This is a genomic window from Cupriavidus taiwanensis LMG 19424 (genome assembly GCF_000069785.1).
In the GTDB taxonomy this organism is placed as follows: domain Bacteria; phylum Pseudomonadota; class Gammaproteobacteria; order Burkholderiales; family Burkholderiaceae; genus Cupriavidus; species Cupriavidus taiwanensis.
Genome location: NC_010528.1, coordinates 81,941 through 108,031, shown reverse-complemented (window position 1 = coordinate 108,031; position 26,091 = coordinate 81,941). Strand labels below are relative to the sequence as shown.

General features: G+C 68.0%; 27 protein-coding genes. 8 read left to right on the top strand and 19 right to left on the bottom strand.

Annotated elements, in window-relative coordinates; translation table 11 throughout:
* Positions 1 to 24: 24 nt before the first annotated feature.
* From RALTA_RS00545 to RALTA_RS00535, 3 genes are all read right to left on the bottom strand, one after another.
* Positions 25 to 1,206, bottom strand: a complete 1,182-nt coding sequence (locus tag RALTA_RS00545) for an isovaleryl-CoA dehydrogenase (protein WP_012351451.1) — start codon at positions 1,204 to 1,206, stop codon at positions 25 to 27.
* Positions 1,207 to 1,281: 75 nt separating this feature from the next.
* The gene (locus RALTA_RS00540; protein WP_012351450.1) at positions 1,282 to 1,758 is read right to left on the bottom strand and encodes a PaaI family thioesterase; all 477 of its coding nucleotides are present in this window, start codon (positions 1,756 to 1,758) and stop codon (positions 1,282 to 1,284) included.
* Between the two features lie 123 nt (positions 1,759 to 1,881).
* On the bottom strand, positions 1,882 to 2,322 hold the full coding sequence (locus RALTA_RS00535; RefSeq protein WP_012351449.1) for a MerR family transcriptional regulator: 441 nt from the start codon (positions 2,320 to 2,322) through the stop codon (positions 1,882 to 1,884).
* 206 nt (positions 2,323 to 2,528) lie between these two features.
* Here RALTA_RS00535 and RALTA_RS00530 point away from each other — a divergent pair, with 206 nt between their 5' ends.
* Complete coding sequence (locus tag RALTA_RS00530; RefSeq protein ID WP_012351448.1) at positions 2,529 to 3,605, top strand: MBL fold metallo-hydrolase; 1,077 nt, start codon at positions 2,529 to 2,531, stop codon at positions 3,603 to 3,605.
* 146 nt (positions 3,606 to 3,751) lie between these two features.
* On the opposite strand, the gene RALTA_RS00525 is transcribed toward RALTA_RS00530, so the two are convergent.
* The 5 genes from RALTA_RS00525 to argS all read right to left on the bottom strand — a co-directional run bounded on the left by RALTA_RS00525 (position 3,752) and on the right by argS (position 8,910).
* Complete coding sequence (locus tag RALTA_RS00525) at positions 3,752 to 4,585, bottom strand: helical backbone metal receptor (RefSeq protein ID WP_012351447.1); 834 nt, start codon at positions 4,583 to 4,585, stop codon at positions 3,752 to 3,754.
* Between the two features lie 2 nt (positions 4,586 to 4,587).
* A complete protein-coding gene (locus tag RALTA_RS00520) occupies positions 4,588 to 5,391 on the bottom strand; it encodes an SDR family oxidoreductase (protein ID WP_012351446.1) in 804 nt (267 codons plus the stop codon).
* Positions 5,392 to 5,507: 116 nt separating this feature from the next.
* A complete protein-coding gene (locus tag RALTA_RS00515) occupies positions 5,508 to 6,143 on the bottom strand; it encodes a thiol:disulfide interchange protein DsbA/DsbL (RefSeq protein WP_012351445.1) in 636 nt (211 codons plus the stop codon).
* A 138-nt stretch (positions 6,144 to 6,281) separates the two neighbouring features.
* A complete protein-coding gene (locus RALTA_RS00510; RefSeq protein ID WP_012351444.1) occupies positions 6,282 to 6,998 on the bottom strand; it encodes an SPOR domain-containing protein in 717 nt (238 codons plus the stop codon).
* Between the two features lie 124 nt (positions 6,999 to 7,122).
* On the bottom strand, positions 7,123 to 8,910 hold the full coding sequence (gene argS, locus RALTA_RS00505; protein WP_012351443.1) for an arginine--tRNA ligase: 1,788 nt from the start codon (positions 8,908 to 8,910) through the stop codon (positions 7,123 to 7,125).
* 277 nt (positions 8,911 to 9,187) lie between these two features.
* Here argS and RALTA_RS00500 point away from each other — a divergent pair, with 277 nt between their 5' ends.
* Positions 9,188 to 9,511 (top strand): DUF1840 domain-containing protein, encoded by a 324-nt coding sequence (locus tag RALTA_RS00500; protein WP_012351442.1) that lies wholly within the window; start codon positions 9,188 to 9,190, stop codon positions 9,509 to 9,511.
* 177 nt (positions 9,512 to 9,688) lie between these two features.
* On the opposite strand, the gene RALTA_RS00495 is transcribed toward RALTA_RS00500, so the two are convergent.
* Together RALTA_RS00495 and RALTA_RS28950 are read right to left on the bottom strand one after the other, a co-directional pair.
* Positions 9,689 to 10,117, bottom strand: a complete 429-nt coding sequence (locus RALTA_RS00495) for a DUF883 family protein (RefSeq protein ID WP_012351441.1) — start codon at positions 10,115 to 10,117, stop codon at positions 9,689 to 9,691.
* A 52-nt stretch (positions 10,118 to 10,169) separates the two neighbouring features.
* A complete protein-coding gene (locus RALTA_RS28950) occupies positions 10,170 to 10,337 on the bottom strand; it encodes a DUF1328 domain-containing protein (protein WP_010812883.1) in 168 nt (55 codons plus the stop codon).
* A 321-nt stretch (positions 10,338 to 10,658) separates the two neighbouring features.
* On the opposite strand from RALTA_RS28950, the gene RALTA_RS00485 reads away from it, so the two are divergent.
* Positions 10,659 to 12,062, top strand: a complete 1,404-nt coding sequence (locus RALTA_RS00485; RefSeq protein ID WP_012351440.1) for a sensor histidine kinase — start codon at positions 10,659 to 10,661, stop codon at positions 12,060 to 12,062.
* Positions 12,063 to 12,066: 4 nt separating this feature from the next.
* On the opposite strand, the gene RALTA_RS00480 is transcribed toward RALTA_RS00485, so the two are convergent.
* From RALTA_RS00480 to RALTA_RS00460, 5 genes are all read right to left on the bottom strand, one after another.
* On the bottom strand, positions 12,067 to 12,474 hold the full coding sequence (locus RALTA_RS00480) for a response regulator (protein WP_012351439.1): 408 nt from the start codon (positions 12,472 to 12,474) through the stop codon (positions 12,067 to 12,069).
* A gap of 55 nt (positions 12,475 to 12,529) precedes the next feature.
* Positions 12,530 to 13,162 carry a response regulator gene (locus RALTA_RS00475; RefSeq protein WP_012351438.1) on the bottom strand — a complete coding sequence of 211 codons (633 nt, stop codon included), beginning with the start codon at positions 13,160 to 13,162 and terminating at the stop codon, positions 12,530 to 12,532.
* Positions 13,163 to 13,481: 319 nt separating this feature from the next.
* Complete coding sequence (locus RALTA_RS00470; protein ID WP_012351437.1) at positions 13,482 to 13,943, bottom strand: hypothetical protein; 462 nt, start codon at positions 13,941 to 13,943, stop codon at positions 13,482 to 13,484.
* A 262-nt stretch (positions 13,944 to 14,205) separates the two neighbouring features.
* Positions 14,206 to 16,953 (bottom strand): methionine synthase, encoded by a 2,748-nt coding sequence (gene metH / locus RALTA_RS00465; protein WP_012351436.1) that lies wholly within the window; start codon positions 16,951 to 16,953, stop codon positions 14,206 to 14,208.
* Positions 16,954 to 16,970: 17 nt separating this feature from the next.
* Positions 16,971 to 18,032 carry a homocysteine S-methyltransferase family protein gene (locus RALTA_RS00460; protein WP_012351435.1) on the bottom strand — a complete coding sequence of 354 codons (1,062 nt, stop codon included), beginning with the start codon at positions 18,030 to 18,032 and terminating at the stop codon, positions 16,971 to 16,973.
* A 196-nt stretch (positions 18,033 to 18,228) separates the two neighbouring features.
* Between RALTA_RS00460 and RALTA_RS00455 the strand changes: the two genes are divergently transcribed.
* Positions 18,229 to 18,621 carry a rhodanese-like domain-containing protein gene (locus tag RALTA_RS00455; protein ID WP_012351434.1) on the top strand — a complete coding sequence of 131 codons (393 nt, stop codon included), beginning with the start codon at positions 18,229 to 18,231 and terminating at the stop codon, positions 18,619 to 18,621.
* A gap of 105 nt (positions 18,622 to 18,726) precedes the next feature.
* Here the strand turns inward: RALTA_RS00455 and RALTA_RS00450 are convergent, their stop codons facing one another.
* From RALTA_RS00450 to RALTA_RS00435, 4 genes are all read right to left on the bottom strand, one after another.
* Positions 18,727 to 18,984 carry a BTH_I0359 family protein gene (locus tag RALTA_RS00450; RefSeq protein WP_012351433.1) on the bottom strand — a complete coding sequence of 86 codons (258 nt, stop codon included), beginning with the start codon at positions 18,982 to 18,984 and terminating at the stop codon, positions 18,727 to 18,729.
* Positions 18,985 to 19,222: 238 nt separating this feature from the next.
* Positions 19,223 to 20,065, bottom strand: coding sequence for an alpha/beta fold hydrolase (locus RALTA_RS00445; protein WP_012351432.1), 843 nt, complete (start codon positions 20,063 to 20,065; stop codon positions 19,223 to 19,225).
* Between the two features lie 50 nt (positions 20,066 to 20,115).
* Positions 20,116 to 21,123: a DUF3108 domain-containing protein gene (locus RALTA_RS00440; RefSeq protein WP_242405238.1), complete on the bottom strand. Its 1,008-nt coding sequence runs from the start codon at positions 21,121 to 21,123 to the stop codon at positions 20,116 to 20,118.
* A 58-nt stretch (positions 21,124 to 21,181) separates the two neighbouring features.
* Positions 21,182 to 22,015, bottom strand: a complete 834-nt coding sequence (locus tag RALTA_RS00435; protein WP_012351430.1) for an IclR family transcriptional regulator — start codon at positions 22,013 to 22,015, stop codon at positions 21,182 to 21,184.
* A gap of 179 nt (positions 22,016 to 22,194) precedes the next feature.
* Between RALTA_RS00435 and RALTA_RS00430 the strand changes: the two genes are divergently transcribed.
* The 4 genes from RALTA_RS00430 to RALTA_RS00415 all read left to right on the top strand — a co-directional run bounded on the left by RALTA_RS00430 (position 22,195) and on the right by RALTA_RS00415 (position 26,077).
* The gene (locus RALTA_RS00430) at positions 22,195 to 23,193 is read left to right on the top strand and encodes a Bug family tripartite tricarboxylate transporter substrate binding protein (RefSeq protein ID WP_012351429.1); all 999 of its coding nucleotides are present in this window, start codon (positions 22,195 to 22,197) and stop codon (positions 23,191 to 23,193) included.
* Between the two features lie 76 nt (positions 23,194 to 23,269).
* Positions 23,270 to 24,250, top strand: coding sequence for a fumarylacetoacetate hydrolase family protein (locus RALTA_RS00425; RefSeq protein WP_012351428.1), 981 nt, complete (start codon positions 23,270 to 23,272; stop codon positions 24,248 to 24,250).
* Positions 24,251 to 24,368: 118 nt separating this feature from the next.
* Complete coding sequence (locus RALTA_RS00420) at positions 24,369 to 25,202, top strand: enoyl-CoA hydratase/isomerase family protein (RefSeq protein ID WP_041232034.1); 834 nt, start codon at positions 24,369 to 24,371, stop codon at positions 25,200 to 25,202.
* Between the two features lie 65 nt (positions 25,203 to 25,267).
* On the top strand, positions 25,268 to 26,077 hold the full coding sequence (locus RALTA_RS00415) for a PhaM family polyhydroxyalkanoate granule multifunctional regulatory protein (protein WP_012351426.1): 810 nt from the start codon (positions 25,268 to 25,270) through the stop codon (positions 26,075 to 26,077).
* Positions 26,078 to 26,091: the final 14 nt, after the last annotated feature.

The following is a 26,091-nucleotide window of genomic DNA, read 5'->3' as shown; positions in this document are numbered from 1 at the left end:
CCGCCCCGGGGTGGCGACTGCCGCTTACATGGTTTCCGCGAACAGCTCGCGGCCGATCAGCATGCGCCGGATCTCCGAGGTGCCTGCGCCGATCTCGTACAGCTTGGCGTCACGCCACAGGCGCCCGGCCGGATACTCGTTGATATAGCCGTTGCCGCCCAGGATCTGCACGGTTTCGCCAGCCATCCAGGTGGCCTTCTCGGCGGTGTACAGGATCACGGCGGCGCAGTCCTTGCGCACCTGGCGCACGTGGTCGCTGCCGAGCGCGTCCAGGTTCTTGCCGACCGTGTACAGGTAGCTGCGCGCCGCCTGCAGCGTGGTGTACATGTCCGCCACCTTGCCCTGGATCAGCTGGAATTCGCCAATGCTCTGGCCGAACTGCTTGCGGTCGTGGATGTAGGGCGTGACCACGTCCATGCAGGCCTGCATGATGCCGACCGGGCCGCCCGACAGCACCGCGCGCTCGTAGTCCAGCCCGCTCATCAGCACCTTCGCACCGCCGTTCTCGGCACCGAGGATATTTTCCACCGGCACTTCCACGTCCTCGAACACCAGCTCGCCGGTGTGCGAGCCGCGCATGCCCAGCTTGTCGAGCTTCTGCGCCACCGAAAAACCCTTCATGCCCTTCTCGACGATGAAGGCGGTCATGCCGCGCGCGCCCAGCTCGGGCTCGGTCTTGGCGTAGACCACCAGCACGTCGCAGTCCGGGCCGTTGGTGATCCACATCTTGGTGCCGTTAAGCACGTAGCGGTCGCCCTTCAGCTGCGCGCGCAGCTTCATGCTGACCACGTCGGAGCCGGCGTTGGGCTCGCTCATCGCCAGCGCGCCGATCCAGTCGCCCGACACCAGCTTGGGCAGGTATTTGGCCTTCTGCGCGGCCGTGCCGTTGCGGTGGATCTGGTTCACGCACAGGTTCGAGTGCGCACCGTACGACAGGCCCACCGACGCCGAGGCGCGGCTGATCTCTTCCATCGCGATCATGTGCGCCAGATAGCCCATGTTGGCGCCGCCGTATTCCTCGGCCACGGTGATGCCGAGCACGCCGAGGTCGCCCATCTTCTTCCAGGCGTCCATCGGGAACTGGTCGGTGCGGTCGATCTCGCCCGCGCGCGGGGCCAGTTCGGCCTGGGCCCAGTCGCGCACGGCGCCGCGCAGCATTTCGATGTCTTCGCCCAGATCGAATTTCAGGCCTGGCAGTTCAGTCATGATGGTCTCCTGTAGGAATCGGTGTGTCGGTGTGTCGGTGTGTCGGTGGGTTCCGGGGTTGCCGGATCGATCGGTTCAGACGTGGCCCAGCGTTTTGACCACGCACAGCGTCATCAGCATGGTCGCCACCGGCTTGCGGCGGCCGTCCTGCTCGACGTAGACATCGCCCTGCGCCACGATCAGCGTGCGCCCGGGCTTGAGCACCCGCCCCACCGCCACCAGGCGTTCGCCCTGGGCGGGGGACAGCAGGTTGATCTTGTATTCGGCGGTCAGCCCTGCCTCCTCCTCGCCCACCAGCGTCAGCGCGGCATAGCCGCAGGCGCTGTCGGCCAGCGCGCCGACCACGCCGCCGTGGAAAAAGCCGTGCTGCTGGGTCACGCCCTCGGACCACGGCATGGCCAGCTCCACCTCGCCGCGCTGCACACGCGCCAGCTCGGCGCCGAAGGTGCGCATCAGCCCCTGGCGCGAGAAGCTGGTGGCAATGGCGCCGGCCCGCGCGGCGGACAGCGGTTCCGGTTCAGCGGGCACGGCATGGGCGAGAGAGGCGGTCATGGCGGGTTCCGGTGTGGGGCCTGTCTGGACGGACAGCGCACGGCCAACGCGCTGTCCGGCTATTCTATTTACGTTTACGTAAACGTCAATGCCGGATCGCACTGAGGCGTGCCCAAGTGCCGCTCAGGCGGCATGGGTCTTGTCCGGGGCATCGTCGCCGCTCTGCGCCGCCAGCAAGGCCCTGCACTGGCGCTCGTGCTGGTCGATCTCGGCCAGCTGGGCCTGCAGGTCTTCCATCTGGCGCTCGAGTGTGCGGCGGTGGGCGGCGAGCGCGACGAGGAAGCGGTCCAGTTGCGGCGCGGTATCGCGCGGCGATTCATACAGATCAAGGATCTCGCGGATCTCGTTGAGAGTAAGCCCCAACCTCTTGCCGCGTAGCGTCAGCTTCAGGCGGGTCCGCTCGCGGCCGTTGTAGACGCGCTTGCGCCCGCCCGGCCCCTCGCGCTGCGGCGACAGCAGGCCCTGGTCCTCATAGAAGCGGATGGCGCGCGGCGTGACGTCGAACTCACGCGCGAGATCGGTAATGGTGTAGGTGGCGGTAGCCGCCGCTGGCGTCGCTGACATGGCCTGCCCAAAGAAAGTGAACGGTCGTTCGTTGCGAAGTCAAGTTTTCGCTTAAGATGGAAACGAACCGCAGGGTTGACGTTTACGTTAGCGTCAACCAGATCGGCTGGCAACCGGTGCTTGCACGCCCTCGCGCAGGACCGGGACGTGCCGGCAGCACAAGAAAGCCCGCGCCCCATCGCCAGGCTTCGACCACGAGACTCCTCATGAACGCACTCGAACACCAGCTCCAATATCCGTTCGGCGACACCATGCCCGCGCCCGGCGCCAAACAGGAAGTCGCTCCCGGCGTCTACTGGCTGCGCATGCCGCTGCCGTTCGCCCTCGACCATATCAACCTGTGGCTGCTGCGTGACCGCCTCGACGGGCGCGACGGCTGGACCATCATCGACTGCGGCATCACCAACGACACCATCAAGGCGCACTGGGAGACCATCTTCGCCAACGAGCTGGAAGGCCTGCCGGTGGTGCGGGTGCTGGTCACGCACAGCCATCCGGACCATGTCGGCCTGGCGCACTGGCTGTGCCGGCGCTTCGGCGTGCGGCTGTGGATGAGCCTGGGCGACTACATGAGCGCGCGCGTGATGGGCAGCGGCACCGGGGCCGGGTCGAGCGCCGGCGGCGAAGCCGCCGCCGCGCATTTCGCACTGCATGGCCTCACCGATGCCGACAGCCAGGAGAAGCTGCGCGCGCGCAAGACCTACTACCCGTCGCTGGTGCCCGACCTGCCGGCCCAGTACCGCCGCCTGATGGAAGGCGACACGGTGCGCATCGGCACCGACGCAGCCACCTCCGGCTGGCGCGTGATCACCGGCTTCGGCCATTCGCCCGAGCACGTGGCGCTGTATAACGCCGCCACCAATGTGCTGATCTCCGGCGACATGGTGCTGCCGCGCATCTCGACCAATGTCAGCGTGTTCGACATGGAGCCCGAGGGGAATTCGCTGCAGCTCTACCTGGACTCGCTCGGCAAGTACGAGCCGCTGCCGCAGGACGTGCTGATCCTGCCGTCGCACGGCCGCCCGTTCCGCAACCTGCATACCCGCATCATGCAGCTGCGCGAACACCATGCCGACCGCCTCGCCGAGACGCTGCAGGCGTGCCGCGAGAAACCCTGCAGCGCGCACGACATCGTCAGCGTGATCTTCAAGCGCCAGTTCGACATCCACCAGATGACCTTCGCCATGGGCGAGTCGCTGGCCCACCTGCACTGCCTGTGGCATCGCGGCGAGCTGGTGCGGCAGTTGGATGACGACGGCGTATACCGTTTCCGGGCGGCTTGATTTCACCCCAAGCTTTTGCCCGTCGTTCCCGCGAAGGCGGGAACCCAGTGACTTTTTTGCTCGCCGGGAAACGGCAAGACGCTGGATTCCCGCCTACGCGGGAATGACAGTGGCTATGCGGTGCGTTCCCGCGAGCAAGGACTGCCTCAGTTGGCGGCCGCCAGCGCCGCCAGGTAGCGCACGCCGTCCACCGCGCGGCTGCCGTACCACGACAGCATCTCGCCGTCGACCAGCAGCACCGGCTTGCCGAGCTGGCGCTCGAGCGCGTCGGCGTGGTCTTCGGTGAAGCGATAGGGCTCGGTCGACAGCAGCACCAGGTCGAGTTCGCGCACCAGCGCATCGCTCCAGCGGAAGGTGGGATAGCGTTCGCCGGGCGCGTTGGGGCGGCTGCAGTCGCCGCCCTCGCACGCCTGCACGGCGCCTGCGCCGCCCGGCCAGGTCTGCCAGTTGGCCAGCGCCAGCATGCGGCTGATATAGGTGTCGCGCGACACCGTCATCCACGGGTCCTGCCAGATCGCGTAGAGCACGTGGCGCGCCGGCCAGGCACGCGCGCGGATGGCATCCAGCTCGGCCTGCAAGGCCGCGCACAGCGATTCGGCCTCGGCATGGCGGCCAAAAATGCCGCCCAGCAGCCGGTACAGCGGCAAGTTATCATCCGGCGCGCACGGATGCGTGACGATCACGTTGGGCACGAAGGCGCGGATCTCGTCGACGGTCTCGCGCCGGTTCTCGTCGATATTGACCACCACATGCGTGGGCGCCAGCTCGCGCAGCCGCGCCACCCTGACGTCCTTGGTGCCGCCGACCTTGGGCACCGCGCGCACGGCCGGTTCCGGGTGGATGCAGAAGCCGGTGCGCGCCACCAACTGCGATTCAAGCCCTAGCGCGAACAGCAGTTCGGTCACCGATGGCACCAGCGAGGCGATGCGCACCTCGCCGCTTGCGGCGGCGTGCTGCTGGCCAATGGCATCGGTCCACATGGTCAGGGCTCCTTGCTGTCCCCGCGCCGCGGCTTGCGCGGCGCGCCGGTCGCCAGCATGTCGTACAGCCAGCGCGGCATCACATGCATCAGCCCCGCCACCACGCCCATCTGCCACGGGATCACGCGGAAGCGCCGGCCGGCGGCGATCACGCGCGCGGCCTTGCGCGCGAACACGTCGGCATCGGTCAGGAACGGCATCCGGTACGGGTTCTTCGCGGTCATCGGCGTGCGGATATAGCCCGGCGCGATCGTGACCACGCGGATGCCAAGCGGGCGCTGCTCCAGCCGCAGGCTCTCCAGCAGCTTGATCACCGCCGACTTCGACGCGCTGTATGCACCGGCGCCCGGCAGCCCGCGCACGCCGGCGACGCTGGCGATGCCGACCAGCGTGCCGCGCCGCCCGCCGGGCCCGGGCTCGCGCTGCTGCATCGCGTGCATGAAAGGCTGGAACGTGGTCAGCACGCCGAACCAGTTGGTATCCATCACCTGCCGGAACGCATCCAGGTCCTCGCGTTCGCTGGCGACGGTGCCGACCGAGACGCCGGCATTGGCGATCACCACGTCGGGGCAGCCGAAATGGCCGAGGAAGTCCTCCGCCGCGCGCGCCATCGCGTCGGCATCGCGCACATCGGCGCCGTAGACGCGCACCGCGCCCGGGTTGGGCAGCGTCGCCACGAATTCGCGCAGCGCGTCTTCACGCCGGGCCACCAGCCCGAGGATGGCGCCCTGCGACGCGTATTCGCGCGCCAGCGCCTGGCCGAGTCCGCTGGAGGCGCCGGTGAGGAAGACTTTGAGGGGACGCATCGTCGGGGTGCGGAAGGAAGTTGCGGATACCCTGACAATACCACTGGCGGGCTCCCTCTCCCGCAAGCGGGAGAGGGGAGAAAACCGGCGGCTTAAAGGAAGGCCGCCAGTCGGATTTACATCTTCTTCGCCTTGATCTGCTCCACCAGGTAATCCATGGTCTGCACCGCGCCCTGCTTGTTGCCGGCGATCGACGGCGAGGTCACGTACTTGCCCTGCACCACCACGGTCGGCACGCCGTCGATCTTGTACGCGTCGGCGATCTTGTTGGCGCGCTGCGAGTTGGTCGTCACCGTGAACGAGTTGTACGCATCGAGGAAGGCCTTGCGGTCGACGCCGTTCTTGGCCATGAAGTCGGCGATCTCGTTGGTGTCGGTCAGGCGCTTGCGGTCCACATGGATGGCGTTGAAGACCTTCATGTGCATGGCGTCGAGCTTGCCGATGGCTTCCAGCGCGTAGAAGATCTTGGTGTGCGGCAGCAGGTCGTCGCGGAAGGCGACCGGCACGCGCTTGAACACCACATTGCCGCCCTGCTTCTTGACCCAGGCTTCCAGGTCCGGCTCGAAGTCATAGCAGTGCGGGCAGCCATACCAGAAGAACTCGGTCACTTCGATCTTGCCCGCCGCGACCGGCTGGGGCGTCTTCAGAACCTGGTACTCCTTGCCCTCGGTGGGCGCCGCCTGGGACGGGGCGGACATCAGCAGGCCGCCCACGGCGGCGAACATGGCGAAGAGTGCGGCGAGTTTTTTCATTTCAGAACGGCCTTGCGGTTTGGACGATGAGCGTATGACAGCGGCGGCGGCACCCGGTTCATCGGCGCGCCCGCCGCTTCTGGCGGGAACCTGTTGCTGCGGTGTTGCGGCGGTTACCGGGTATTAGGCGTGTGCCGCCTACTGCTTGGTAAAGCGGATCACCGAGGCCTCGAAACCGGACGACTGCAGCCGGTCGCGTGCCTTGTTCATGTCTTCGATGCGGTTGAACGGCCCCAGGCGCACCCGGTACATCTTGACCCCGTTGACGTCGCGCTCGGTGATGCGGGCCTCGAAGCCCTGCATCGCCAGGTTGGCCTTCTGGCGGTCGGCGTCGTCCGACGAGCGGAACGCGCCCACCTGCAGCAGGTAGCCCACCTTGTGCGCGTCGGCCTGGGCAATCTCGGCGATCGGGTCGGACACCGGCTTCTCGGCCGGCTTGCTGGCGAGCGGCTTGTCAGCCGGCTTTTCGACCGGTTTTTCCATCGGCTTGTCGAGCGGCTTCTCCGCCGGGCGGGTCGTCGCGACCGGGGGCTGGCCGTTCTGCCTGGGCTCCGGCTCCGGTGCCTGGCCCACCGGCTTGGCCGGGGTCTTGCTCCAGAGCGGCTTGTTCGGGTCGCTCGGGCCCTCGTCGGGGCGCTGGGCCGGGGCCGGCAGCTGGCTGGCGACGTTGCCGGGCTCGCTCGGCCGGGGGGCGTGCTTCTGCTGGAACGGCGTGGGCGACTTGGTGATGTACAGGGCGACCACCACGGCGATGGCCAGCCCGACGATCAGCCCGAGCACCAGGCCCAGGAACGTACCGCCGCGTTGCTGGCTGCGGCGGACATTGCGCGACTCGCGCTTGCGTTGCTGTTGCATGAAGTCCTCTTCGGTGATGCCGGGATTATAGAGCCAGTGCCGCCCGCGGCCGCACTGGTTCGTCCCCGGGGCTGGCTGGCCCCGTGCGTCGCCTGGCGGCCCGGGCCGGGCGCCGGCTGCCTGCCTACATGCGGCGCGGGGCGGACACCCCGATCACCGCCAGGCCGTTGCGCAGCACCTGGCGCGTGGCGGCCAGCAGCGCCAGGCGGGCGCGCTTGACGGCTTCGTCGTCGACCAGCACGCGGTCGGCGTTGTAGAAGGCGTGGAAGTCGCCGGCCAGGTCGCGCAGGTAGAAGGCCACCGCGTGCGGCGCCAGCTCGGCCGCGGCGGCGGCCAGCATGTCGGGGAACTCGGCCAGGCGGCGGCCCAGTGCCAGCGCCTGCGCGCTGGCGTCGGCGCCGGTCACCGCGGACAGGTCGGCCCCGGCCAGCTCGGCCAGCCGGCTTTCCCAGTCCGCGCCACCCCACGACTCGAAGATCGAGCAGATGCGGGCGTGGGCGTACTGGACGTAGTACACCGGGTTCTCGTCGTTCTGCTTGAGCGCCAGGTCGACATCGAAGACGAACTCGGTATCGGCCTTGCGCGACAGCAGGAAGAAGCGCACCGCGTCGCGCCCGCGCGTGAAGTGCGCGGGCCAGTCGGCCACGCCCTGTTCCAGGCAGCCGCGGATGGTCTCGTCACCGCCGTTGGACCATTCGATCAGGTCGCGCACGGTGACGTAGGAGCCGGCGCGCTTGGAGATCTTGACCTCCTCGCCGTTCTTCATCACGGTCACCATCTTGTGCAGCACGTAGTCGGGATAGCCCTGCGGGATGCCGATGTCCAGGCCCTGCAGGCCGGCGCGCACGCGCGCGATGGTGCCGTGGTGGTCGCTGCCCTGCACGTTGATGACCTTGGTGAAGCCGCGCTCCCACTTGGTGGTGTGGTAGGCCACGTCCGGCACGAAGTACGTATAGGTGCCGTCGCTCTTCTTCATCACGCGGTCCTTGTCGTCGCCGTCGTCGGTGGTGCGCAGCCACAGCGCGCCCTCGCTTTCGTAGGTCTTGCCCTTGTCGATCAGCGACTGCACCGCGGCGTCGACGCGGCCGTCGCTGTACAGCGACGACTCCAGGTAATAGCGGTCGAACTTCACGCCGAAGGCCTGCAGGTCGATGTCCTGCTCGTTGCGCAGGTAGGTCACGGCGAACTTGCGGATCGAGTCGATGTCCTCGACGTTGCCCGACGCGGTCACCGGCTCGCCGTCCGAGGCGCTGACGGTCTTGCCGGCGAGGAAGTCGGCGGCGATGTCGGCGATGTAATCGCCGTTGTAGGCGGCCTCCGGCCAGCTGGCATCGCCCGGCTTGAGGCCGCGCGCGCGCGCCTGCACTGACAGCGCCAGGGTCTGGATCTGCACGCCGGCGTCGTTGTAGTAGAACTCGCGGTGCACGTGCCAGCCCTGCCACGACAGCAGGTTGGCGAGCGCATCGCCCAGCGCCGCCTGGCGGCCGTGGCCGACGTGCAGGGGACCGGTCGGGTTGGCCGAGACGAATTCCACCAGCACCTGGCCATGCACGCCGCGCTCGCGCGCGCCGTAGTGGTCGCCCTCGTTCAGCACCGCGCGCAGCACGTCGGCCTTGGCCGACGGCGTCAGGCGCAGGTTGATGAAGCCGGGACCGGCGATGTCCATGCCCGCGACCAGGCCTTGCGCGCGGGCATCGGCCTCGACGGCGGCGACGATGCGCTGCGCCAGCTCGCGCGGATTGCTCTTGAGTGCGCGCGCGACCTGCATGGCCACATTGCAGGCAAGGTCGCCATGGGCGGCTACCTTGGGCCGCTCGAAGGTGACGGCGGGCAAGGTGGCGTCGGCCGGGGCGAGCGCGCGCACGGCATCGGTGAACGCGGCGGCAAGATTGGAGGTCTGAACAGGCAGCATGGATGTCGGAAGCCCTGTGGGCTGGTATTCAGGCGCGGTCCCTGCGGGCCGCGCCGGTGCCACGAACGCGGCAAGTGACGGCGAATCAACGCCGCGCCGCGTGACAGGCATGGGAATCGGGAACGCGCAATTTTATCAGGTGCTATGCTGACATCATGCGCAAGGACGGCCACGGACCACAATCCGCTCCGGCGGCCGCGCCAGACCGTGCCCGAACCGGCGCGGCCTCCCGCCCCGGGGACGCCGCTAACCGTTCTCCGTGAAAGGAAAAACCATCATGCTGATCACCTTCAAATCCCACGCCGCGCAGGACCTGATCATGATGAAGGATCTGGCCGTGACGCTCCTGGGCATCATCGGCAAGCATCTCGGGGAACGGGGGGTGATCACCGTCGAAGAACTGCCGCAGGCGATCCACAAGCTCGAAGCGGCCGTGGCCGACGCCCGCCGCGTCCACCCGGCCGACACGGCGGTCGAAGCCCGGCCCGATGCCGAGGAAGACGAGGAAGAACCGCTGCACCTGGGACAGCGCGCCTATCCCTTCCTCGACATGCTGCGTGCCTCGCAGCGCGAAGGGGCCAATGTTCTCTGGGGGGTCTGAGCGCCGCTGGCCGGCCGCCACGCGCTGAGCGCGCGGCCCGACGGTCCATCTGCGGACAAAAAAACACCCGGCGCCACAGCTGGCGGCCGGGCTTCCGGACGAGGGTTCCGGAAAGGGGGGAATTCCGGCGGAGCCCGCGCGGGTCTCCGCATCAGGTTCTGGCGTGGATCCGCGCGGCTATTCCTCGTCGGCATGGTGCCGGCCGTTGGCCAGCAGCAATCCGATCAGCGCGCCGACGGCCGCGGCAATCGCCACCGCCTTCAGCGGGGATTCGGCCACGCGGTGCTGGGCCTGCACCACCGCGCCGTCCACGCGCTCGCGGGCGCGCATCATGCCGTCGGCAGTCTGCGCGCGCAGCCGGTGCGCCATGTCGCTGGCGCGCTCACGCAGGCGGTGGCCCGCCTGCAGGCTCTCGGCGGAGCCCTCGCGCGCGAGCACCTGGATTGTGTGCTCGAGCTGCGAGATCAACGACTTGACTTCGCTGGACACCGGCGCTGCCGCCTCGCGCGTATCGCGTGCGGCATGCTTGATATGCCGGATCGCGCTGTCGGCACTGTCGGACAGGTGGTTCAGTTCCTTCCGGACTTTCGGGTTCTGCGTCAGCATACGGTCTCCTCAGGGTCGGTCGGTCGAGTGGGTCGCCCGGCTTGCGCCGGGTTCATCGTCCTCTGCGGACGAGGCCCATCACTGCGGCGACCAGCGCCACGACCAGGAAGATGAAGAACAGGATCTTGGCGATTTCCACGGCGCCGGCGGCAATGCCGCCGAAGCCAAAGATCGCCGCGATCAGGGCGATGACGAAAAATACGAGTGCATATTGCAGCATGGCTAGGCTCCCGAAGATTCGGACCAGGCCAGGCGCACTGGCTGGGCCCATGTGAGGCTTGCGCCGAGCGGTGCAAGCTCATAGCCTCATCGTAGAAAGCCACGCTTCGTGCCAATACCGACAGGCAGCCGATTCCGCTGTCAGCCAAGTCCTACAACGCCTGCCGGGCGCCTGCGCAGCGCGCGCGACAGGGCGGTCGCGCTGGCGCGAAGCGCGCACCGGAAGCCGGCTCCGGGTTGACCCATGGCGATCGATGTGATTCCATGGGCCCTCCCTTGGCGCCGCGGCGGGCGAGCGCGCCTTCATGATAGGAATTGCCCCATGTTCAAGCAGTCATTTCTCCCTCACACGCTGTTGCTCGCGGGCGGCATCCTGCTGACCCTGGCGGTGCTGGTGGCGTCGGAAACCGGCAATATCCGCCTGCGCGAAAGCTATACCGACGTGATCCGTTCGCAGCGCCTGCAAACCGAGCTGGCCGCGCTCAACGGCGAGCTGGTCAATGCCGAGGCTGGCCAGCGCGGCTTCCTGCTGACCGGCAAGGAAAGCTACCTCGAGCCGTACTACAAGGCGCTGCCCCGCATCGCCGAGCTGATGGCGCAGATCCGCGCGGGCTACGCCAACGACCCCGAAGGGCTGAAGCAGTTCGGCGACACGTCCAAGCTGGTCAACAGCAAGCTCAACGAGATGGCGCTGACGCTGGTGTACGGCAAGCGCGACCTGGAAGTGGCGCTGGACCTGATCCGCACCGACTACGGCAAGCAGACCATGGACAACGCGCGCCGCGGGCTCGACCAGCTGCAGGCGCGCGAGGCCGGCGCGGTCTCGCACCGGCTCGAGGGCGCCGAGAACGACGTGCAGCTGTCGCGCTACGGCATCGGCCTGCTCACCGCCATCAACATCATCCTGCTGATGGCCGTCGGCATCGGCCACGCCAAGCGGCTGGCGATGGCCGAGGCGGTGCGCACCCAGCTGGAAGAGGAAAGCGTGCGGCTGGACCGCAAGGTACGCGCGCGCACGCGCCAGCTGTCGGCGCTTGCGGGCCACCTGCAGCGCGTGACCGAAGACGAGAAGACCCGGCTCGCGCGCGAACTGCATGACGAGCTCGGCGCCATCCTGACCGCGATCAAGCTGGACCTGCACTGGGTGCGCCGCAAGGTGCAGGCGGACCACCCGGTGGCGGCGGAGCGCCTGACGCGCGTGATGCTGCACGTGGACCAGGGCATCCAGATCAAGCGCCGCCTGATCGAGGACCTGCGCCCCACCGTGCTGCTCAACCTGGGCCTGCGCGCGGCGGTGTGCCAGCTGGTCGAGGAAGTGGGTGCGCGCAACAACTGGGAAACCGAAGTCAGCGTGCCGGAGGACCTGCCGGCGCTGCGCGACGAAGCCGCGATCGCGCTGTACCGGATCGTGCAGGAATCGCTGACCAATGCCAGCAAGTACTCCCAGGCCAGGCACGTCGAGGTGTCGCTGGACTGCGAGGGCGAACTGCTGACGCTGACGGTGCGCGACGACGGCAAGGGACTGCCGCCGGACTTCGACGCCAGCAGCCAGGCCGGGCACCACGGGTTGCTGGGAATGGAGCAGCGCGTCACGGCGCTGGGCGGCAGCATGCGGATCGATTCGTCGCCGGATGCCGGCGTGCGCATCCGCATCGAGGTACCGTTGACCGCCTCGGTGCTGGCGCCGGCCGAAGAACCGGAGAGCCCCGAACCGGCGCGCGCCTGATGCGTCAGCCCTGCGGCGCAGCGTGCTCCTCGATCACGCGGAACACCTGCTCCAGCTCCAGGGATTTGTCGAAGAAGTAGTCGGCGCCCGCCTCGGCGCACTGGCGCCGGTACATCTCGAGCTGGGCATGGTTGGTGTAGACGATGCGCACGGTGTCGGAGCCGTCGCGCTGCATCGCGCGCAGCACGTTGATGCCGTTACCCTGGCGCAGTTGCAGGTCGACGATGGCCACATCGTAGCTTCCGGCGGCGAGCAGGCGCAGCGCCAGCGCTTCGGTATCCGCCCAGTCGACGTTCTCGATAAACGGGAAATCCTTCAGGTATTCGAGCAGCATGCCGCGCAGGACCGCCGAATCTTCAATCAGCAGCACGTTCAGCGCCCGGTAGGAAGTGTTCGAATCCTGCTCCGACATATTGTGTATTGCGGGTCCCTTCCGGGGCGGCCCGCGCGGGGCCGCGATTGAACTGCTATTCCACCAGGCCGTTCTTGATCGCGTAATAGGTCAGGTCGGCGTTGGTCTTCATGCCCATTTTCTCCAGGATGCGCGAACGGTAAGTGCTGACTGTCTTGACGCTGAGGAACAGTTCGTCGGCGATCACCGACACCGACTGGCCGCGCGAGAGCTTGCAGAAGATCTGGAATTCGCGCTCGGACAGCATCTGGTGCACCGGCTGCTCGGTTGGCTTGTCGAGCCCGCCGATCAGCAAGTCCGCCACGGTGGCGCTCACATAGCGGCGGCCCTGCGCCACCGTGCGGATCGCCTTGACCAGGTCGTCGGGTGCGCTTTCCTTGGTCAGGTAGCCCGACGCGCCGGCACGGATCAGGTTGATCGCGTACTGGTCTTCCGGGTAGGTCGACAGGATCAGCACCGGCAGGTCAGGCTTGCGCTGCCGGATCAGCTTGAGCACGTCGATGCCGTTGCGGTCGGGCATCGAGATGTCCAGCACCAGTACGTCGAACTCGCCATCGCGCAGCTGCGCCATGACTTCGTCGCCACTGCCGGCCTCGCCGGTTACCTGGATATCGGGTTCTTCGGAAATAAACTGACGCAGCCCGGCACGCACAATCTCGTGGTCGTCGGCGATCAGGACGCGGATCATGTGAGGCTCCACGGTTTAACGGACCGGCACTTTGGCCCGGTGCACGTCGGGTGCAGGCGGAACCGCTTGCGATGTTGTCATTGTAGTGCCGCGCGCGGGCTCGGGCTGTCGGTGTCAGGCTGACAATGCGGCGGGGCGACAAGGCCGGCGGCGGGCACGCCGCGGGCACGCTTCGGCAGCCGTAAAAGCAAAGCGGGACGGATAAGATCCGTCCCGCTTTGCTGCGGCGCGTCAGGCCCGTGAACTTCCCGGGAGGGGGCCCGGCGCGGCCTGCACCGGTAGAGGCTGTGGCTAGTACTGCAAGCGACTACTTGGGTGCTTACTGCGCTTTCGCGCCAGCTTCCGCGCCGGCGCTGACGCCCACGTTCGCGTCTGCCTTCGACTTCTTGGTCGACTTGGCGGCGTGCTTGCCATGCCTGGCCTTGCTGCCGGCCTCTGCCTTGGCCGAGCCGGTGGCGTCGGCGGCGGTGCCCACGCCCTTGTCGACCGCGGCACCCGCCGTCGACAGGCCCTTGTCAGCCGCCGTGCCCGCTGCCGACAGGCCCTTGTCGGTCGCCGCGCCGGCGGTCGACAGGCCCTTCTCGGCCGCGCCGGCGGCACCCGTTGCGGCACCGCCGACGGCGTTCAGGCCGCCCTGTGCCGCCGCGGCGGGCGAGGGCGTGGTCACCGAGGCACCGACATCGGCCTTGGCGCCGACAGCAGCGCCGGTGCCCTGGGCCATGGCCAGCGAGGAAGCCGCGGCGATCGACAGTGCGGACAGGGAGAGCAGCAGTTTCTTCATGGACAGACTCCTTTCAGGATGCCCCACGGCGAACAATTCGCCGCGGTGATCACGCTGGGGATTGCGTGTATCGAGCCCTCAGTCTAGGGAGCCGGACTGCGCCGGTCTGTGAGCAGTTGAAAGGCACTGTAAGGAGTTGTGAGGCGGCCCGTACACCACCCCGCAGGCGCCGCGCGGGCCGTCCGCTACGCTTTTCCTGCTGGATCAACGGGCTGGCGGCGGCGCACCGCATGCACCGCCGCCGCCCTGGCGTCGCACCCGGTTACAGGTTGGGAGCGAGCGCGCGCGCCAGCGTGGCGCGGTCCTCGTGGCGGCGGGCCGCCATGTCGTCGAGCTGGTCCTGGCCGATCTTGCCGATGGTGAAGTAGGTGGACTCGGGATGCGCCAGGTAGAAGCCGCTGACCGAGGCCGCCGGCGTCATCGCCAGCGACTCGGTGATGCCCATGCCGATCTCCGCCGCGTCGAGGAATTCGAACATCGGGCCCTTGACGGTGTGCTCCGGGCACGCCGGATACCCCGGCGCGGGGCGGATGCCGCGGTATTGCTCGGCGATCAGCTCGTCGTTGCTCAGGGCCTCGGCGGCGTCATAGCCCCACAGGTCCTTGCGCACGCGCTCGTGCAGGCATTCGGCGAAGCCCTCGGCCAGGCGGTCGGCCAGCGCCTTGAGCATGATCGCGCTGTAGTCGTCGTGGTCGGCCTCGAACTGGGCTTCCTTCTTGTCGACGCCCAGGCCCGCGGTCACGGCGAACAGGCCGACATAGTCGGCGATGCCGCTGTCCTTCGGCGCTACGAAGTCGGCCAGGCAGCGGTTGGGACGGCGCACGCCATCGACCACCGGCCGCTCGCTCTGCTGGCGCAGGTTGTGCCAGGTCAGCGCGACCTTGCTGCGGGTCTCATCGGTGTAGATCTCGATATCGTCGTCGTTGACGGTATTGGCCGGCAGCAGCGCGATCACGCCGTTGGCGCTCAGCCAGCGGCCCTGGATCAGGCGCGACAGCATGGCCTTGCCGTCCGAGAACACCTTGCGCGCCGACTCGCCGACGATCTCGTCATTGAGGATGTCGGGGAATTTGCCGGCGAGGTCCCAGGTCTGGAAAAACGGGCCCCAGTCGATGTAGTTGGCCAGCTCGGCCAGGTCGTAGTTGCGGAACACGCGCCGTCCGATGAACTTGGGCTTAGGCGGCACGTACCCGCTCCAGTCGATCGGCGTCTTGTTGGCGCGCGCCTGCGCCAGCGTCACCATCGGCGTAGCCTTCTTGTTCGCGTGCTGGGTACGGATGCGCTCGTAGTCGGACTTCAGTTCGTCCAGGTACTTCGCCGCGCCTTCGTCCGACAACAGGCTCGATGCCACGCTGACCGAGCGCGAGGCGTCGGGCACGTACACCACCGGGCCTTCGTAGTTGGGCGCGATCTTGACTGCGGTATGCACGCGCGAGGTGGTGGCGCCGCCGATCAGCAGCGGGATCTTCTTCACGCGGAAGTAGTCGTCGCGCTGCATCTCCGATGCGACATACGCCATTTCCTCCAGCGACGGCGTGATCAGGCCGGACAGCCCGACGATATCCGCGCCCTCGACCTTGGCCTTGGCCAGGATCTCGTTGCACGGGACCATCACGCCCATGTTGACCACTTCGAAGTTATTGCACTGGAGCACCACCGACACGATGTTCTTGCCGATGTCGTGCACGTCGCCCTTGACCGTTGCAATCACGATCTTGCCGCGGGCCTTGACATCGCCGCCGGCCTCGGCCAGCAGGCGCTTCTCTTCCTCGATGAAGGGCAGCAGGTGCGCCACCGCCTGCTTCATCACGCGCGCGCTCTTGACCACCTGCGGCAGGAACATCTTGCCGGCGCCGAACAGGTCGCCGACGATGTTCATGCCGTCCATCAGCGGGCCTTCGATCACCTCGATCGGACGGCCGCCGCGCGCGGCGATCTGCTGGCGGACTTCCTCGGTGTCTTCGACGATGAAGGTGGTGATGCCATGTACCAGCGCATGCGCGAGGCGTTCGCCCACGGGCACCGGCTGCTCGGGCGTGCCGCGCCAGGCCAGGTTTTCTTCCTTCTTCGCGCCGCCGCCCTTGAACTTGTCGGCAATCTCCAGCAGGCGGTCGGTGGCATCGTCGCGGCGGTTCAGCACCACGTCTTCCACGCGCTCGCGCAACTCGGGATCGAGCTGGTCGTACACGCCGAGCTGGCCGGCATTGACAATGCCCATGTCCATGCCCGCCGCGATGGCGTGGTACAGGAACACGGTGTGGATCGCCTCGCGCACCACGTCGTTACCGCGGAACGAGAACGACACGTTGGAGACGCCGCCGCTGACCTTGGCGTACGGCAGGTTCTGCTTGATCCAGCGCGTGGCCTCGATGAAGTCCACCGCGTAGTTGTTGTGTTCCTCGATGCCGGTCGCGACCGCGAAGATATTCGGGTCGAAGATGATGTCTTCCGGCGGGAAGCCGACTTCATTGACCAGGATGTCGTAGCTGCGCTGGCAGATCTCGGTCTTGCGCGCGAAGGTATCGGCCTGGCCCTTCTCGTCGAAGGCCATCACCACGCTGGCCGCGCCGTAGCGGCGGATCAGCTCGGCGTGGTGGCGGAACTGTTCCTCGCCTTCCTTCAGCGAGATCGAGTTCACCACCGGCTTGCCCTGCACGCACTGCAGGCCGGCCTCGATCACCTCCCACTTGGACGAGTCGATCATGATCGGCACGCGCGCGATATCGGGCTCGGAGGCGATCAGGTTCAGGAAGCGAACCATCGCGGCCTTCGAGTCCAGCATGGCCTCGTCCATGTTGATGTCGATGATCTGCGCGCCGTTCTCGACCTGCTGGCGGGCCACCGCCAGCGCCTCGTCGAACTGGCCGTTCAGGATCATCCGCGCGAAGGCCTTGGAGCCGGTTACGTTGGTGCGCTCGCCGACGTTGACGAACAGCGTGTCGTCGTCGATGGTGAAGGGCTCGAGGCCGGACAGGCGCATCGGGCGCGGGGGCAGTTTGTTCTCGCTCATGTTTCTCGGGCTCCGGCTCAGGCGGCGTCGCGGTACTGGCCGGGCCAGGTGCGGGGTTTCTTGTCGGCCACGCGCTGGGCGATGGCGGCGATGTGCTCGGGCGTGGTGCCGCAGCAGCCGCCCACCAGGTTCACCAGGCCGGAGGCGGCGAACTCTTCGACCAGCGCCGAGGTGACCTCGGGGGTTTCGTCGAAGCCCGTATCGCTCATCGGGTTCGGCAAACCCGCGTTCGGATAGCATGACACCGCGGCGTCGCACACCTTGGCCAGCTCGGCGATATACGGGCGCATCAGCGTCGCGCCGAGGGCGCAGTTCAGGCCGAAGGTGACCGGGCGCGCGTGGCGCAGGCTGTTCCAGAACGCCTCGACGGTCTGCCCCGACAGGATCCGGCCCGAGGCATCGGTGACGGTGCCCGAGATCATCACCGGCACGCGCTCGCCGGTGTCCTCGAACAGCTGGTCGATGGCGAACAGCGCGGCCTTGGCGTTGAGCGTGTCGAAGATGGTCTCGACCAGGAACACGTCGGCACCGCCTTCGAGCAGCGCCTTGCCCTGCTCGTAGTAAGACTGGCGCAGTTCCTCGAAGGTGACATTGCGTGCGCCGGGGTCGTTGACGTCGGGCGAGATGCTGGCGGTCTTGGGCGTCGGGCCGAAGGCGCCGGCAACGAAGCGCGGCTTGTCGGGCGTGCTGTACTTGTCGCAGGCAGCGCGCGCCAGGCGCGCGGCCTCGACGTTCATCTCGTACGCCAGATCCGCCATCTTGTAGTCTTCCTGCGCCACGCGCGTGGCGCCGAAGGTATTGGTCTCGATCAGGTCGGCGCCGGCGGCCAGGTACTGCTCGTGGATCTCGCTGATGACCTGCGGGCGTGTCAGCAGCAGCAGTTCGTTGTTGCCCTTCACGTCCACCTTGTGTTCGGCGAAGCGCGTGCCGCGGTAGTCGGCCTCGCTCAGCTTGTAGCGCTGGATCATGGTGCCCATGGCGCCATCCAGGATCAGGATGCGTTCTTGCAGCAGCCGGGGCAGCTCGGCAGCCCGGGTGTAGGGGCGCGGTGCGGCCGCGCGGGATTCAGGGGCACTCATGGCGGGGAACTCTGGAAAGGCGGGCCGGCGGAGCTTCGACGGTAGGCCGCGGTGGCCGATGGCGGCCAGGGAGGTGCGATTTTATCAGGTGTATCAAGGCCTTGCGGCCGCCGTCGGTTGCCTGCCGGACGCTCCGGCGCCTACACTGAGAGACGTAAACGTCACCGTCCGGCGGCCTGCGCCGCGTTCCCCGACCATGCAACACTTGTCCCCGACCGACGCCAACGCCTTGCTGGCCCAATCGCCCGAGACGCTCTTCATCGACTGCCGCAGCGAGATGGAATACCTGTTCGTCGGCCATCCCAAGGGCGCGCACAACGTGCCCTGGAACGACGGCCCCGACTGGGAGGTCAACCCGCATTTCGTGCAGATGGTGAAGAAGCTCGCCGGGCAGGCATCGGCACGGCCGGTGCTGCTGATCTGCCGCAGCGGCAATCGCTCGTCCGCCGCGGCACGCGCGCTGGAGGGAGCGGGGTTCTCCAACGTCCAGTACGTGCTGCACGGCTTCGAGGGCGACCTCGATGCGCAGCGCCACCGCAATACGCTCAACGGCTGGCGCCACGACGGGCTGCCGTGGGAGCAGTACTGAGCCATCCTGCCGGGCCAAAAAAACAAAAGCCCGCCGAAGCGGGCATGGCTCGTTGTCGCGACACCGGGCCGGCGGCGGCGCGGAAGCACCGGCCGGCCCGGCCGCTCAGTGCATGACCAGCGGGTGCGTCATGACGTTGTCGAACTTGCCGAGGAAGTCATCGACCTCCTCCACCGAAGGCTCGCTTTCGATCAGCCGCTTCACATCCGCGCGGAAGCTCTCGGCGAGCTGGCCGCCAAGGAAAATCTCGCGCTTCAGGTTCTTGTCGACGATTTCGTAGCCGCCGAATTCCAGCGGCGCTTGCTCGACATCCGCACCGAATTCGACGATGCAGTAGTTGTCGCTGTTGTAGATCATTTGCATGGCACACCTCCTGGGCGTCATGGATGGGCGGCTCGCCCTTGTGGTTCTTGCCTCAGTTGTTGCCATGAGGGGGGCGCCGCGGCTTTACCTCCAAACTTGGGGTGACCGGCGGGATATCAAGCTATTCGCCAGTTATTGGGTGCCTGTCACCACGTTGCCACGATTTTCTGCCTTACATGAATTGGGCATCGGCCAATGCAACAAGTTTCTTGAGCCCGGAGCATCAGTGTGTTGCGTCTCACGGAACGTCGCACTGGCCCCCGCACGCGGCGCTCCCCAGGAAGGCGTCCAGAGCGGCATGGAAGCGTTCCGGCTGCTCCACGTGCACCAGGTGCGCCGCTTGCGGCACCACCTCGAGCCTGGACCCGGCAATCGCCGCGGCAATGCTTTGCGCCATCGCCACGGTGGCGCCCTGGTCCTGCTCGCCCGCTACTACCAGCGTAGGACAATGAATGCGAGAAAGCGCGCCCGCGAGGTCGAAAGCCATGATGGCTTCGGCCACACCCACGTATCCGCGTATCGGCGTCGCCACCAACATGTCGCGGATACGCAACACCTCGTCCGGATGTGACGCATGGAACGCAGGCGTCAGCCAGCGGCCAAGAGTGGCGTCGGCCAGGCTCGCCATGCCGTGGGCCTCGGCCTGGCCGATGCGGTTGTGCCACATCGGGTGGGCTTCCATCGGCGTCTGGCTATTCGTCGCCACCAGCGTCAGCGACAGCAGCCGCTCCGGATGGCGCAGCCCCATGCTCTGCCCCACCATGCCGCCCACCGAGATGCCGCAGAAATGCGCCTGCGGAATCTGCAGCGCGTCCATCACGGCGACCACGTCGTCGGCCAGCCGCGTCATGGTGTAGGGACCGAGCGGGGCATCGCTGGCGCCGTGGCCGCGCAGGTCCGGGCGCACAACGCGATAGCGGCCCGCCAGGTGCCTGGCGGTGATATCCCACAGGGTGTGGTCAGCCGCCAGGGCGTGGGCCAGGATCACCCATGGGCCGTCGGCGCCGTCCAGGCGCACATGCAGTTCGGCGCCATCGGCGTGGATGCGGCGGGTTTCGGTGGGCGGCGTGGCAACGGTCATGGCTGGGACTCCTTTCGGTCAAGCCTGCATGGGAATGCGCAAACCGGCGGCTACGGTCCTTCCTTGCCGCGGTACACCAGGTCGATCTGCGTGCCGTCGGGCTCGGTCTGGCGCAACCGCACCGGCATCCAGCCCAGCGACTGTGCCAGCCAGACCTCGACGCGGCGCCTGTCGTTGGCGCGGCGCGGCAGCCGCACGAAGTGCTTGGCGCGGACCACGCCCTGGCCGGTGTCGAGTTCGACCTCTCCAACATACTGCACTTGCATGGGTTCGACATCCCGGGTGTCCGCCACCTGGAACGATTCCGTCACACCGGGCGTGACATAGCGCTGCGGATTGCCGCGCACCAGCCCCACCAGTTGCAGGAAAACGCTGAAGCGGTCCTGCGCGCCGGGCGGGAACGGCGCCTGCGCGCCCGAGGCAAAGGCCACGGTACCCGCCGCGGCGTCGATGCGCGAGGCCTCGACCTTGTTGCGGCGGCGCTCTTCGTAGCGCTCCGGCAGCAGCCCCTGCTCGGCCAGCGCGCCGCTGCTCTGGAAGGCGAAGCGGAACCACAGCACGCGGGTCTCGACGGCCAGGCGGTAGCGGCTGCCGTCCTGCTCCCAGCGGATCAGGCCGTCCGGGTTCTGCACGCCGTTGACGAAGCTGGCGTAGTGCATGGTTGCCGACGGGGGCGCGCTGTAGCGCACGCCGTTGACGCCGCCCTGCGGCCCGCCGGACGGAGCCGGCGCGGCGGCGGCGGGCGCTGCCGCGCTGCCTTCGCCGCCGCTACCGGCAGCCATCGCGGCAGTGCCCTGCGGGCTGGTGGCGAGCGGCGGCGCCGGCTCGGGGGCCGGGGCCGGCACTTCGGGTTCGGCGCGCGGCGCCGCGGGCTTGGGCTGCGGACGCGGCGCGCGGGCGATCGGCCTCGGCTTCGGTGGGGCCGGTGGCGCCGGCGGCGGCAGCAGCACGGCTTCCAGCGTGGGCGTGTTGCTGACGTCGACCGGGATCAGCGGACCGGGCATGCGCACCAGCCCCACCACCGCCAGCAGGTGGACCAGCAGCACCAGCGCAATCACAAAGATCCAGCGGCGCCGGCGCCAGACGCGCGGATCCGCGCCGCGCCGGGCGTCTGGTTCAGGCGGGGCCGGTTTGTCCGGCCAGGGTGGCGGCACCAAGGTAGCCGAGTTCCGATGAGAGCTGTTGGGCGATGGCGCGCACGCGGCGATCCATCGTACCGCCCCATTCTGCATCGAATATGCTTTGCGCGCCCAGCACGATCAGTCCCATGGCGAGATGGCCGTTGGCGTCGAACACCGGCATCGAGAACGCATTGATGCCCGGCAGCACGCCGCCGAGCGTGCGCGCGGCACCGTGCTTGCGCACCTCGGCGCAGATTGCGTCGTAGTCGGCCAGCGTGCGCGGCATGTCAGGCATGACGTCATGGCCGCGCGCGCCCAGCTCGCGCTCGATCAGCGGCAGCGTCTGCTTGCGCGGCAGGTAGGCGCCGTAAAGCCGGCCGGTGGCCGAGTTCAGCATCGGCATCACGTCGCCCAGGCGCAAACTGACCGTGACCGGATGGCTGGATTCTTCCCAGTGCACTACCGTGGGACCGTGGTTGCCCCACACGGCAATGCCGGCGGTCAGGTCCAGTTCGTCGCGCAGCTGCGACAGGATCGGGCGCGCCTTCTTGACCGGATCGAGTCGGTTCAGGCCCGCCAGCCCGAGTTGCAAGGCGAACGGCCCGAGGTCATAGCGCCCGCTCACCGGATCCTGCGCCACCGCGCCCAGCCGCATGAAGCTGACCAGGTAGCGATGGGCCTTGGCCGGGTTCATGTCGGCGGCGGCGGCCAGGTCGCGCAGCATCATGGCGCGCGGCGATGCCGCCAGCGCCTGCAGCAGCCTGAAGCCCACCTCGATGGACTGGATGCCGGAACGCAGCTTGGCGTCTTCTTCTTCGATCTCTGACATGCGGGTGGCAGGGCGTCTGGTTGCGGGCTGGGGAGGGAAAAATCCTAGGTAAATTTACTATAGCGAAATCGATTTACCAATTTTTAAGCGCTCGGTAGACTTTCTTCGCCACAGACCTGTCCGGCGCGGCGCATGTGCTGCCCGCCGAGCCGGGCCCCGTTTTACCATGGAGACCACCGATGCGCCCCCCTGGCTACTTCCGCCCCGTCCTTGCCGCCCTGAGCGCCGTTCCCCTGCTCGCCCTGCTGGGCACCGCCAGCGCGCCCGCGCGCGCCGACAACTGGCCGTCGCAGCCGATCCGCTGGGTGGTGCCCTACCCCGCCGGCGGCGGCACCGACGTGGTGGCGCGCACCGTGGCCCAGGCAATCACGCCGGGGCTGGGCAAGCAGGTGGTGATCGACAACCGGCCGGGCGCCGCCACCATCGTGGGCGCCGATGCGGTGGCGCATGCCAAGCCCGACGGCTACACCGTGCTGACCGCCGATACCGCCACGCTCGCCGCCAATCCGTCGCTGTACAAGAAGCTGCCGTACAACGCCGACAAGGACTTCGTCTACATCGGCCAGCTGGCGCGCTTTCCGCTGGTGCTGGTGGCCAACCCGAACTTCCCCGCGCGCACGCTGAAAGAAGCGATCGACTATGCGCAGAAGCATCCGGGCAAGGTCAATTTTGCCTCGCCGGGCGCGGGCAGCCCGCACCATCTGGCGATGGAACTGTTCATGGACCAGACCCGGGTAAAGATGACGCATGTGCCCTACAAGGGCGCCGCGCCCGCGGTGCAGGACCTGCTGGCGGGCCAGGTCGACCTGATGTTCCTGGACCTGGCCTCGGGCCAGCAGAACGTGCAGGCCGGCAAGCTGCGCGCGCTGGGCGTGGCCACGCCCAGACGGCTCACCGTGCTGCCGAGCGTGCCGACGGTCGCCGAAGGCGGCGTGGCCGGCTTCGAGGCCTACGCCTGGCAAGGCATGGTGGCGCCGGCGGGCACGCCCAAGGCGGTGGTCACGCGGCTGAACGCCGAGCTGGTCAAGGCGCTGAAGACGCCCGAGGTACAGAAAAAGCTGGAAGGCGTGGGCGTGGAAGCGGTGTCGAGCACGCCCGAGGAATTCGCCAGCTATGCGCGCGCCGAGGCCGAGCGCTGGGGCAAGCTGATCAAGGCCAAGGGCATCACCGTCGACTGAACCGCGCGCGGCGCCGCGTTAGACTAGCGGCCATTGCGCCTGCCCGGCAGGCGCCCCTGCTCCCATACCGTACCCCATGAAACTCGCAACCCTGAAGGACGGTTCGCGCGACGGCCAGCTGGTGGTCGTGTCGCGCGACCTGAAGACCGCGCACTACGCCACCGACATCGCCGGCAAGCTGCAGACCGTGCTCGACGACTGGCAGTTCTACGCACCGCAGCTGCAGGACCTGTACGACGCGCTCAACGGCGGCCGCGCGCGCCATCCGTTCCCGTTCGTGCCGAAGGATTGCATGGCGCCGCTGCCGCGCGCCTACCAGTGGGCCGACGGCTCGGCCTACGTCAACCATGTCGAGCTGGTGCGCAAGGCGCGCGGCGCCGAGATGCCGCCCGAGTTCTGGACCGATCCGCTGATGTACCAGGGCGGCTCCGACGATTTCCTGGGCCCGCATGACGACATCGTCTGCGCCAGCGAGGCCTTCGGCATCGACTTCGAGGCCGAAGTGGCGGTGATTACCGGCGACGTGAAGATGGGCGCCACCCCGGAACAGGCCGGCGAGGCCATCCGGCTGGTGATGCTGGCCAACGACGTCTCGCTGCGCAACCTGATCCCGGCCGAGCTGGGCAAGGGCTTCGGCTTCTTCCAGAGCAAGCCGGCCACCGCGTTCTCGCCGGTGGCGGTCACCCCGGACGAGCTCGGCGAGGCCTGGCGCGAGCGCAAGGTCCACCTGCCGATGACAGTGCACTGGAACAGCAAGAAGGTCGGCCAGCCCGACTGCGGCACCGACATGGTGTTCGACTTCGGCCAGTTGATCGCCCATATCTGCAAGACCCGCAATGTGCGCGCCGGCAGCATCGTCGGCTCGGGCACGATCTCCAACGTCGACCGCAAGAAGGGCTACTGCTGCATCGCCGAGAAACGCATGCTCGAGACCATCGACGAAGGCAAGCCGGTCACCGAATTCATGAAGTTCGGCGACGCGGTCAAGATCGAGATGTTCGATGCGCAAGGGCATTCGGTATTCGGCGCGATCGACCAGGTGGTGGCCGCGCCCTGAGGCCCGCGGGGCCGGGGACGCAAGCGGGCGCCGGATTTGCATATAATTAACCGACCGATCGGTTGGTAAATTAACCATGCTTGCGGCGCCAGCGCTGGCGTCCACTGAAAAGGCCCCCATGACCACTTCCACCGCTGATACCGCCGCCCTGTCCCCGCGCTACGCGCGCTACCGCGCGCTGACCCTGCGCCGCCACGGCCCGATCCTCGAAATCGTCATGGGCGCGGCCCAGTCGGCCAACCAGAAGCTGGCCACCGCGGACGCCAACATGCACCGCGAGCTGGCCGAAATCTGGCGCGACGTCTCCGCCGATCCCGACGTGCGCGTGGCGCTGATCCGCGGCGAGGGCAAGGGCTTTTCCGCCGGCGGCGACCTGGCGCTGGTCGAGGACATGGCCAACGACTTCGACACCCGCACCCGGGTCTGGCACGAGGCGCGCGACCTGGTCTACAACGTCATCAATTGCGACAAGCCGGTGGTCTCGGCGATGCACGGCCCGGCCGTCGGCGCCGGGCTGGTGGCGGGCCTGCTGGCCGATATCTCGATCGCGGCGAAGACCGCGCGCATCGTCGACGGCCATACCCGGCTGGGCGTGGCCGCGGGCGACCATGCCGCGATCGTGTGGCCGCTGCTGTGCGGAATGGCCAAGGCCAAGTACTATCTGATGCTGTGCGAGTCGGTCAGCGGCGAAGAGGCCGAGCGGATCGGCCTGGTCTCGCTGGCGGTGGATGAGGACGAACTGGTGGCGCGCGCCTTCGAGGTGGCCAACCGGCTGGCCGCGGGATCGCAGAGCGCGATCCGCTGGACCAAGTACGCCCTCAACAACTGGCTGCGCATGGCCGGCCCCGCTTTCGATACCTCGCTGGCGCTCGAATTCATGGGTTTTGCCGGCCCCGACGTGCACGAAGGCATGGCGAGCCTGCGCGAAAAGCGGCCGCCTCAGTTCAGGTAACGACGGCGCAGCCGCGCTCCCGGAGGTCCGGGCACCGGGCTGCGCCGCACACGGAGCGCGCGACCATGTTCGGACAGATTCCCGATTTCACCAACGGCTTCGACTTCATGCGCAGGCTCTGGGGCGGCGGCGCCGGCATGCCCGCCGGCCTGATGCCCGGTCTGCAGGCCATGACGCCGCCGATGGACCTGGAAGACCTCGACAAGCGCATCGCCGACCTGAAGGCGGTGGAAAGCTGGCTGCAGCTCAATACCAACCTGCTGCGCACCACCATCCAGGGCCTGGAAGTGCAGCGCGCCACGCTGGTGGCGCTGCAGACCTTCGGCAACGCCCTGTCGCCCGAGGCGATGCAGTCGGCGATGGAAAACGTCGCGCGCGCGGCCAACGCGCCCAGCGCCGAGGCGCCGCAACGCACCGGCGCCGATACCGGCAGCGGCGGCGGCGCGCCGGCCGAGCCGCCGGCGGCCGAGCCCGCCCAGGCGGCTGCCGATGAAGGCGATGCGGCCGATGCCGCCCCGGCGCCCAACGCCGCGCTGTGGTGGGACATGCTGCAACAGCAGTTCAACCAGATTGCCAGCAGTGCCGCCGCGGCCAGCATGGTGCCGTTCGGCATGGGCGGCTTTGGCGCTACCGGTGCTGCCGCCGCTGCCGCGCCAGCGGGCGCCGCGCAGGCCGCCCCAGAGACACCGAAACCCGCCGCAGCAGGCAAGGCGCCTTCGGCCGGCACCGCCAGGCCTGCCGCGAAGAAGGCGCCGGCGAAGAAGGCGGCTGCCCGGAAATCGGCCAATGCCAAACCGGCCCGGAAGGACAGCGAGGGCGGCGAGGGCAGCGGCAACGGCAGCAACAACGGCGCCGGGGGCAGCGTCACCAACTGATCCCGCGGTGCCCG

What these genes read in the sequence shown, in the direction of transcription:
- RALTA_RS00475 (WP_012351438.1), bottom strand. Translation starts at nt 13,162, where the DNA reads ATGATCCGCGTCCTGATCGCCGACGACCACGAGATTGTGCGTGCCGGG.
- RALTA_RS00450 (WP_012351433.1), bottom strand. Translation starts at nt 18,984, where the DNA reads ATGCAAATGATCTACAACAGCGACAACTACTGCATCGTCGAATTCGGT.
- RALTA_RS00460 (WP_012351435.1), bottom strand. Translation starts at nt 18,032, where the DNA reads ATGAGTGCCCCTGAATCCCGCGCGGCCGCACCGCGCCCCTACACCCGG.
- RALTA_RS00420 (WP_041232034.1), top strand. Translation starts at nt 24,369, where the DNA reads ATGACCACTTCCACCGCTGATACCGCCGCCCTGTCCCCGCGCTACGCG.
- RALTA_RS00430 (WP_012351429.1), top strand. Translation starts at nt 22,195, where the DNA reads ATGCGCCCCCCTGGCTACTTCCGCCCCGTCCTTGCCGCCCTGAGCGCC.
- RALTA_RS00545 (WP_012351451.1), bottom strand. Translation starts at nt 1,206, where the DNA reads ATGACTGAACTGCCAGGCCTGAAATTCGATCTGGGCGAAGACATCGAA.
- RALTA_RS00425 (WP_012351428.1), top strand. Translation starts at nt 23,270, where the DNA reads ATGAAACTCGCAACCCTGAAGGACGGTTCGCGCGACGGCCAGCTGGTG.
- RALTA_RS00500 (WP_012351442.1), top strand. Translation starts at nt 9,188, where the DNA reads ATGCTGATCACCTTCAAATCCCACGCCGCGCAGGACCTGATCATGATG.
- RALTA_RS00525 (WP_012351447.1), bottom strand. Translation starts at nt 4,585, where the DNA reads ATGTGGACCGATGCCATTGGCCAGCAGCACGCCGCCGCAAGCGGCGAG.
- RALTA_RS00515 (WP_012351445.1), bottom strand. Translation starts at nt 6,143, where the DNA reads ATGAAAAAACTCGCCGCACTCTTCGCCATGTTCGCCGCCGTGGGCGGC.
- RALTA_RS00470 (WP_012351437.1), bottom strand. Translation starts at nt 13,943, where the DNA reads ATGAAGAAACTGCTGCTCTCCCTGTCCGCACTGTCGATCGCCGCGGCT.
- RALTA_RS00485 (WP_012351440.1), top strand. Translation starts at nt 10,659, where the DNA reads ATGTTCAAGCAGTCATTTCTCCCTCACACGCTGTTGCTCGCGGGCGGC.
- RALTA_RS00435 (WP_012351430.1), bottom strand. Translation starts at nt 22,015, where the DNA reads ATGTCAGAGATCGAAGAAGAAGACGCCAAGCTGCGTTCCGGCATCCAG.
- RALTA_RS00445 (WP_012351432.1), bottom strand. Translation starts at nt 20,065, where the DNA reads ATGACCGTTGCCACGCCGCCCACCGAAACCCGCCGCATCCACGCCGAT.
- RALTA_RS00520 (WP_012351446.1), bottom strand. Translation starts at nt 5,391, where the DNA reads ATGCGTCCCCTCAAAGTCTTCCTCACCGGCGCCTCCAGCGGACTCGGC.
- RALTA_RS00510 (WP_012351444.1), bottom strand. Translation starts at nt 6,998, where the DNA reads ATGCAACAGCAACGCAAGCGCGAGTCGCGCAATGTCCGCCGCAGCCAG.
- RALTA_RS28950 (WP_010812883.1), bottom strand. Translation starts at nt 10,337, where the DNA reads ATGCTGCAATATGCACTCGTATTTTTCGTCATCGCCCTGATCGCGGCG.
- RALTA_RS00415 (WP_012351426.1), top strand. Translation starts at nt 25,268, where the DNA reads ATGTTCGGACAGATTCCCGATTTCACCAACGGCTTCGACTTCATGCGC.
- RALTA_RS00540 (WP_012351450.1), bottom strand. Translation starts at nt 1,758, where the DNA reads ATGACCGCCTCTCTCGCCCATGCCGTGCCCGCTGAACCGGAACCGCTG.
- RALTA_RS00535 (WP_012351449.1), bottom strand. Translation starts at nt 2,322, where the DNA reads ATGTCAGCGACGCCAGCGGCGGCTACCGCCACCTACACCATTACCGAT.
- RALTA_RS00495 (WP_012351441.1), bottom strand. Translation starts at nt 10,117, where the DNA reads ATGCTGACGCAGAACCCGAAAGTCCGGAAGGAACTGAACCACCTGTCC.
- RALTA_RS00480 (WP_012351439.1), bottom strand. Translation starts at nt 12,474, where the DNA reads ATGTCGGAGCAGGATTCGAACACTTCCTACCGGGCGCTGAACGTGCTG.
- argS (WP_012351443.1), bottom strand. Translation starts at nt 8,910, where the DNA reads ATGCTGCCTGTTCAGACCTCCAATCTTGCCGCCGCGTTCACCGATGCC.
- RALTA_RS00455 (WP_012351434.1), top strand. Translation starts at nt 18,229, where the DNA reads ATGCAACACTTGTCCCCGACCGACGCCAACGCCTTGCTGGCCCAATCG.
- RALTA_RS00530 (WP_012351448.1), top strand. Translation starts at nt 2,529, where the DNA reads ATGAACGCACTCGAACACCAGCTCCAATATCCGTTCGGCGACACCATG.
- metH (WP_012351436.1), bottom strand. Translation starts at nt 16,953, where the DNA reads ATGAGCGAGAACAAACTGCCCCCGCGCCCGATGCGCCTGTCCGGCCTC.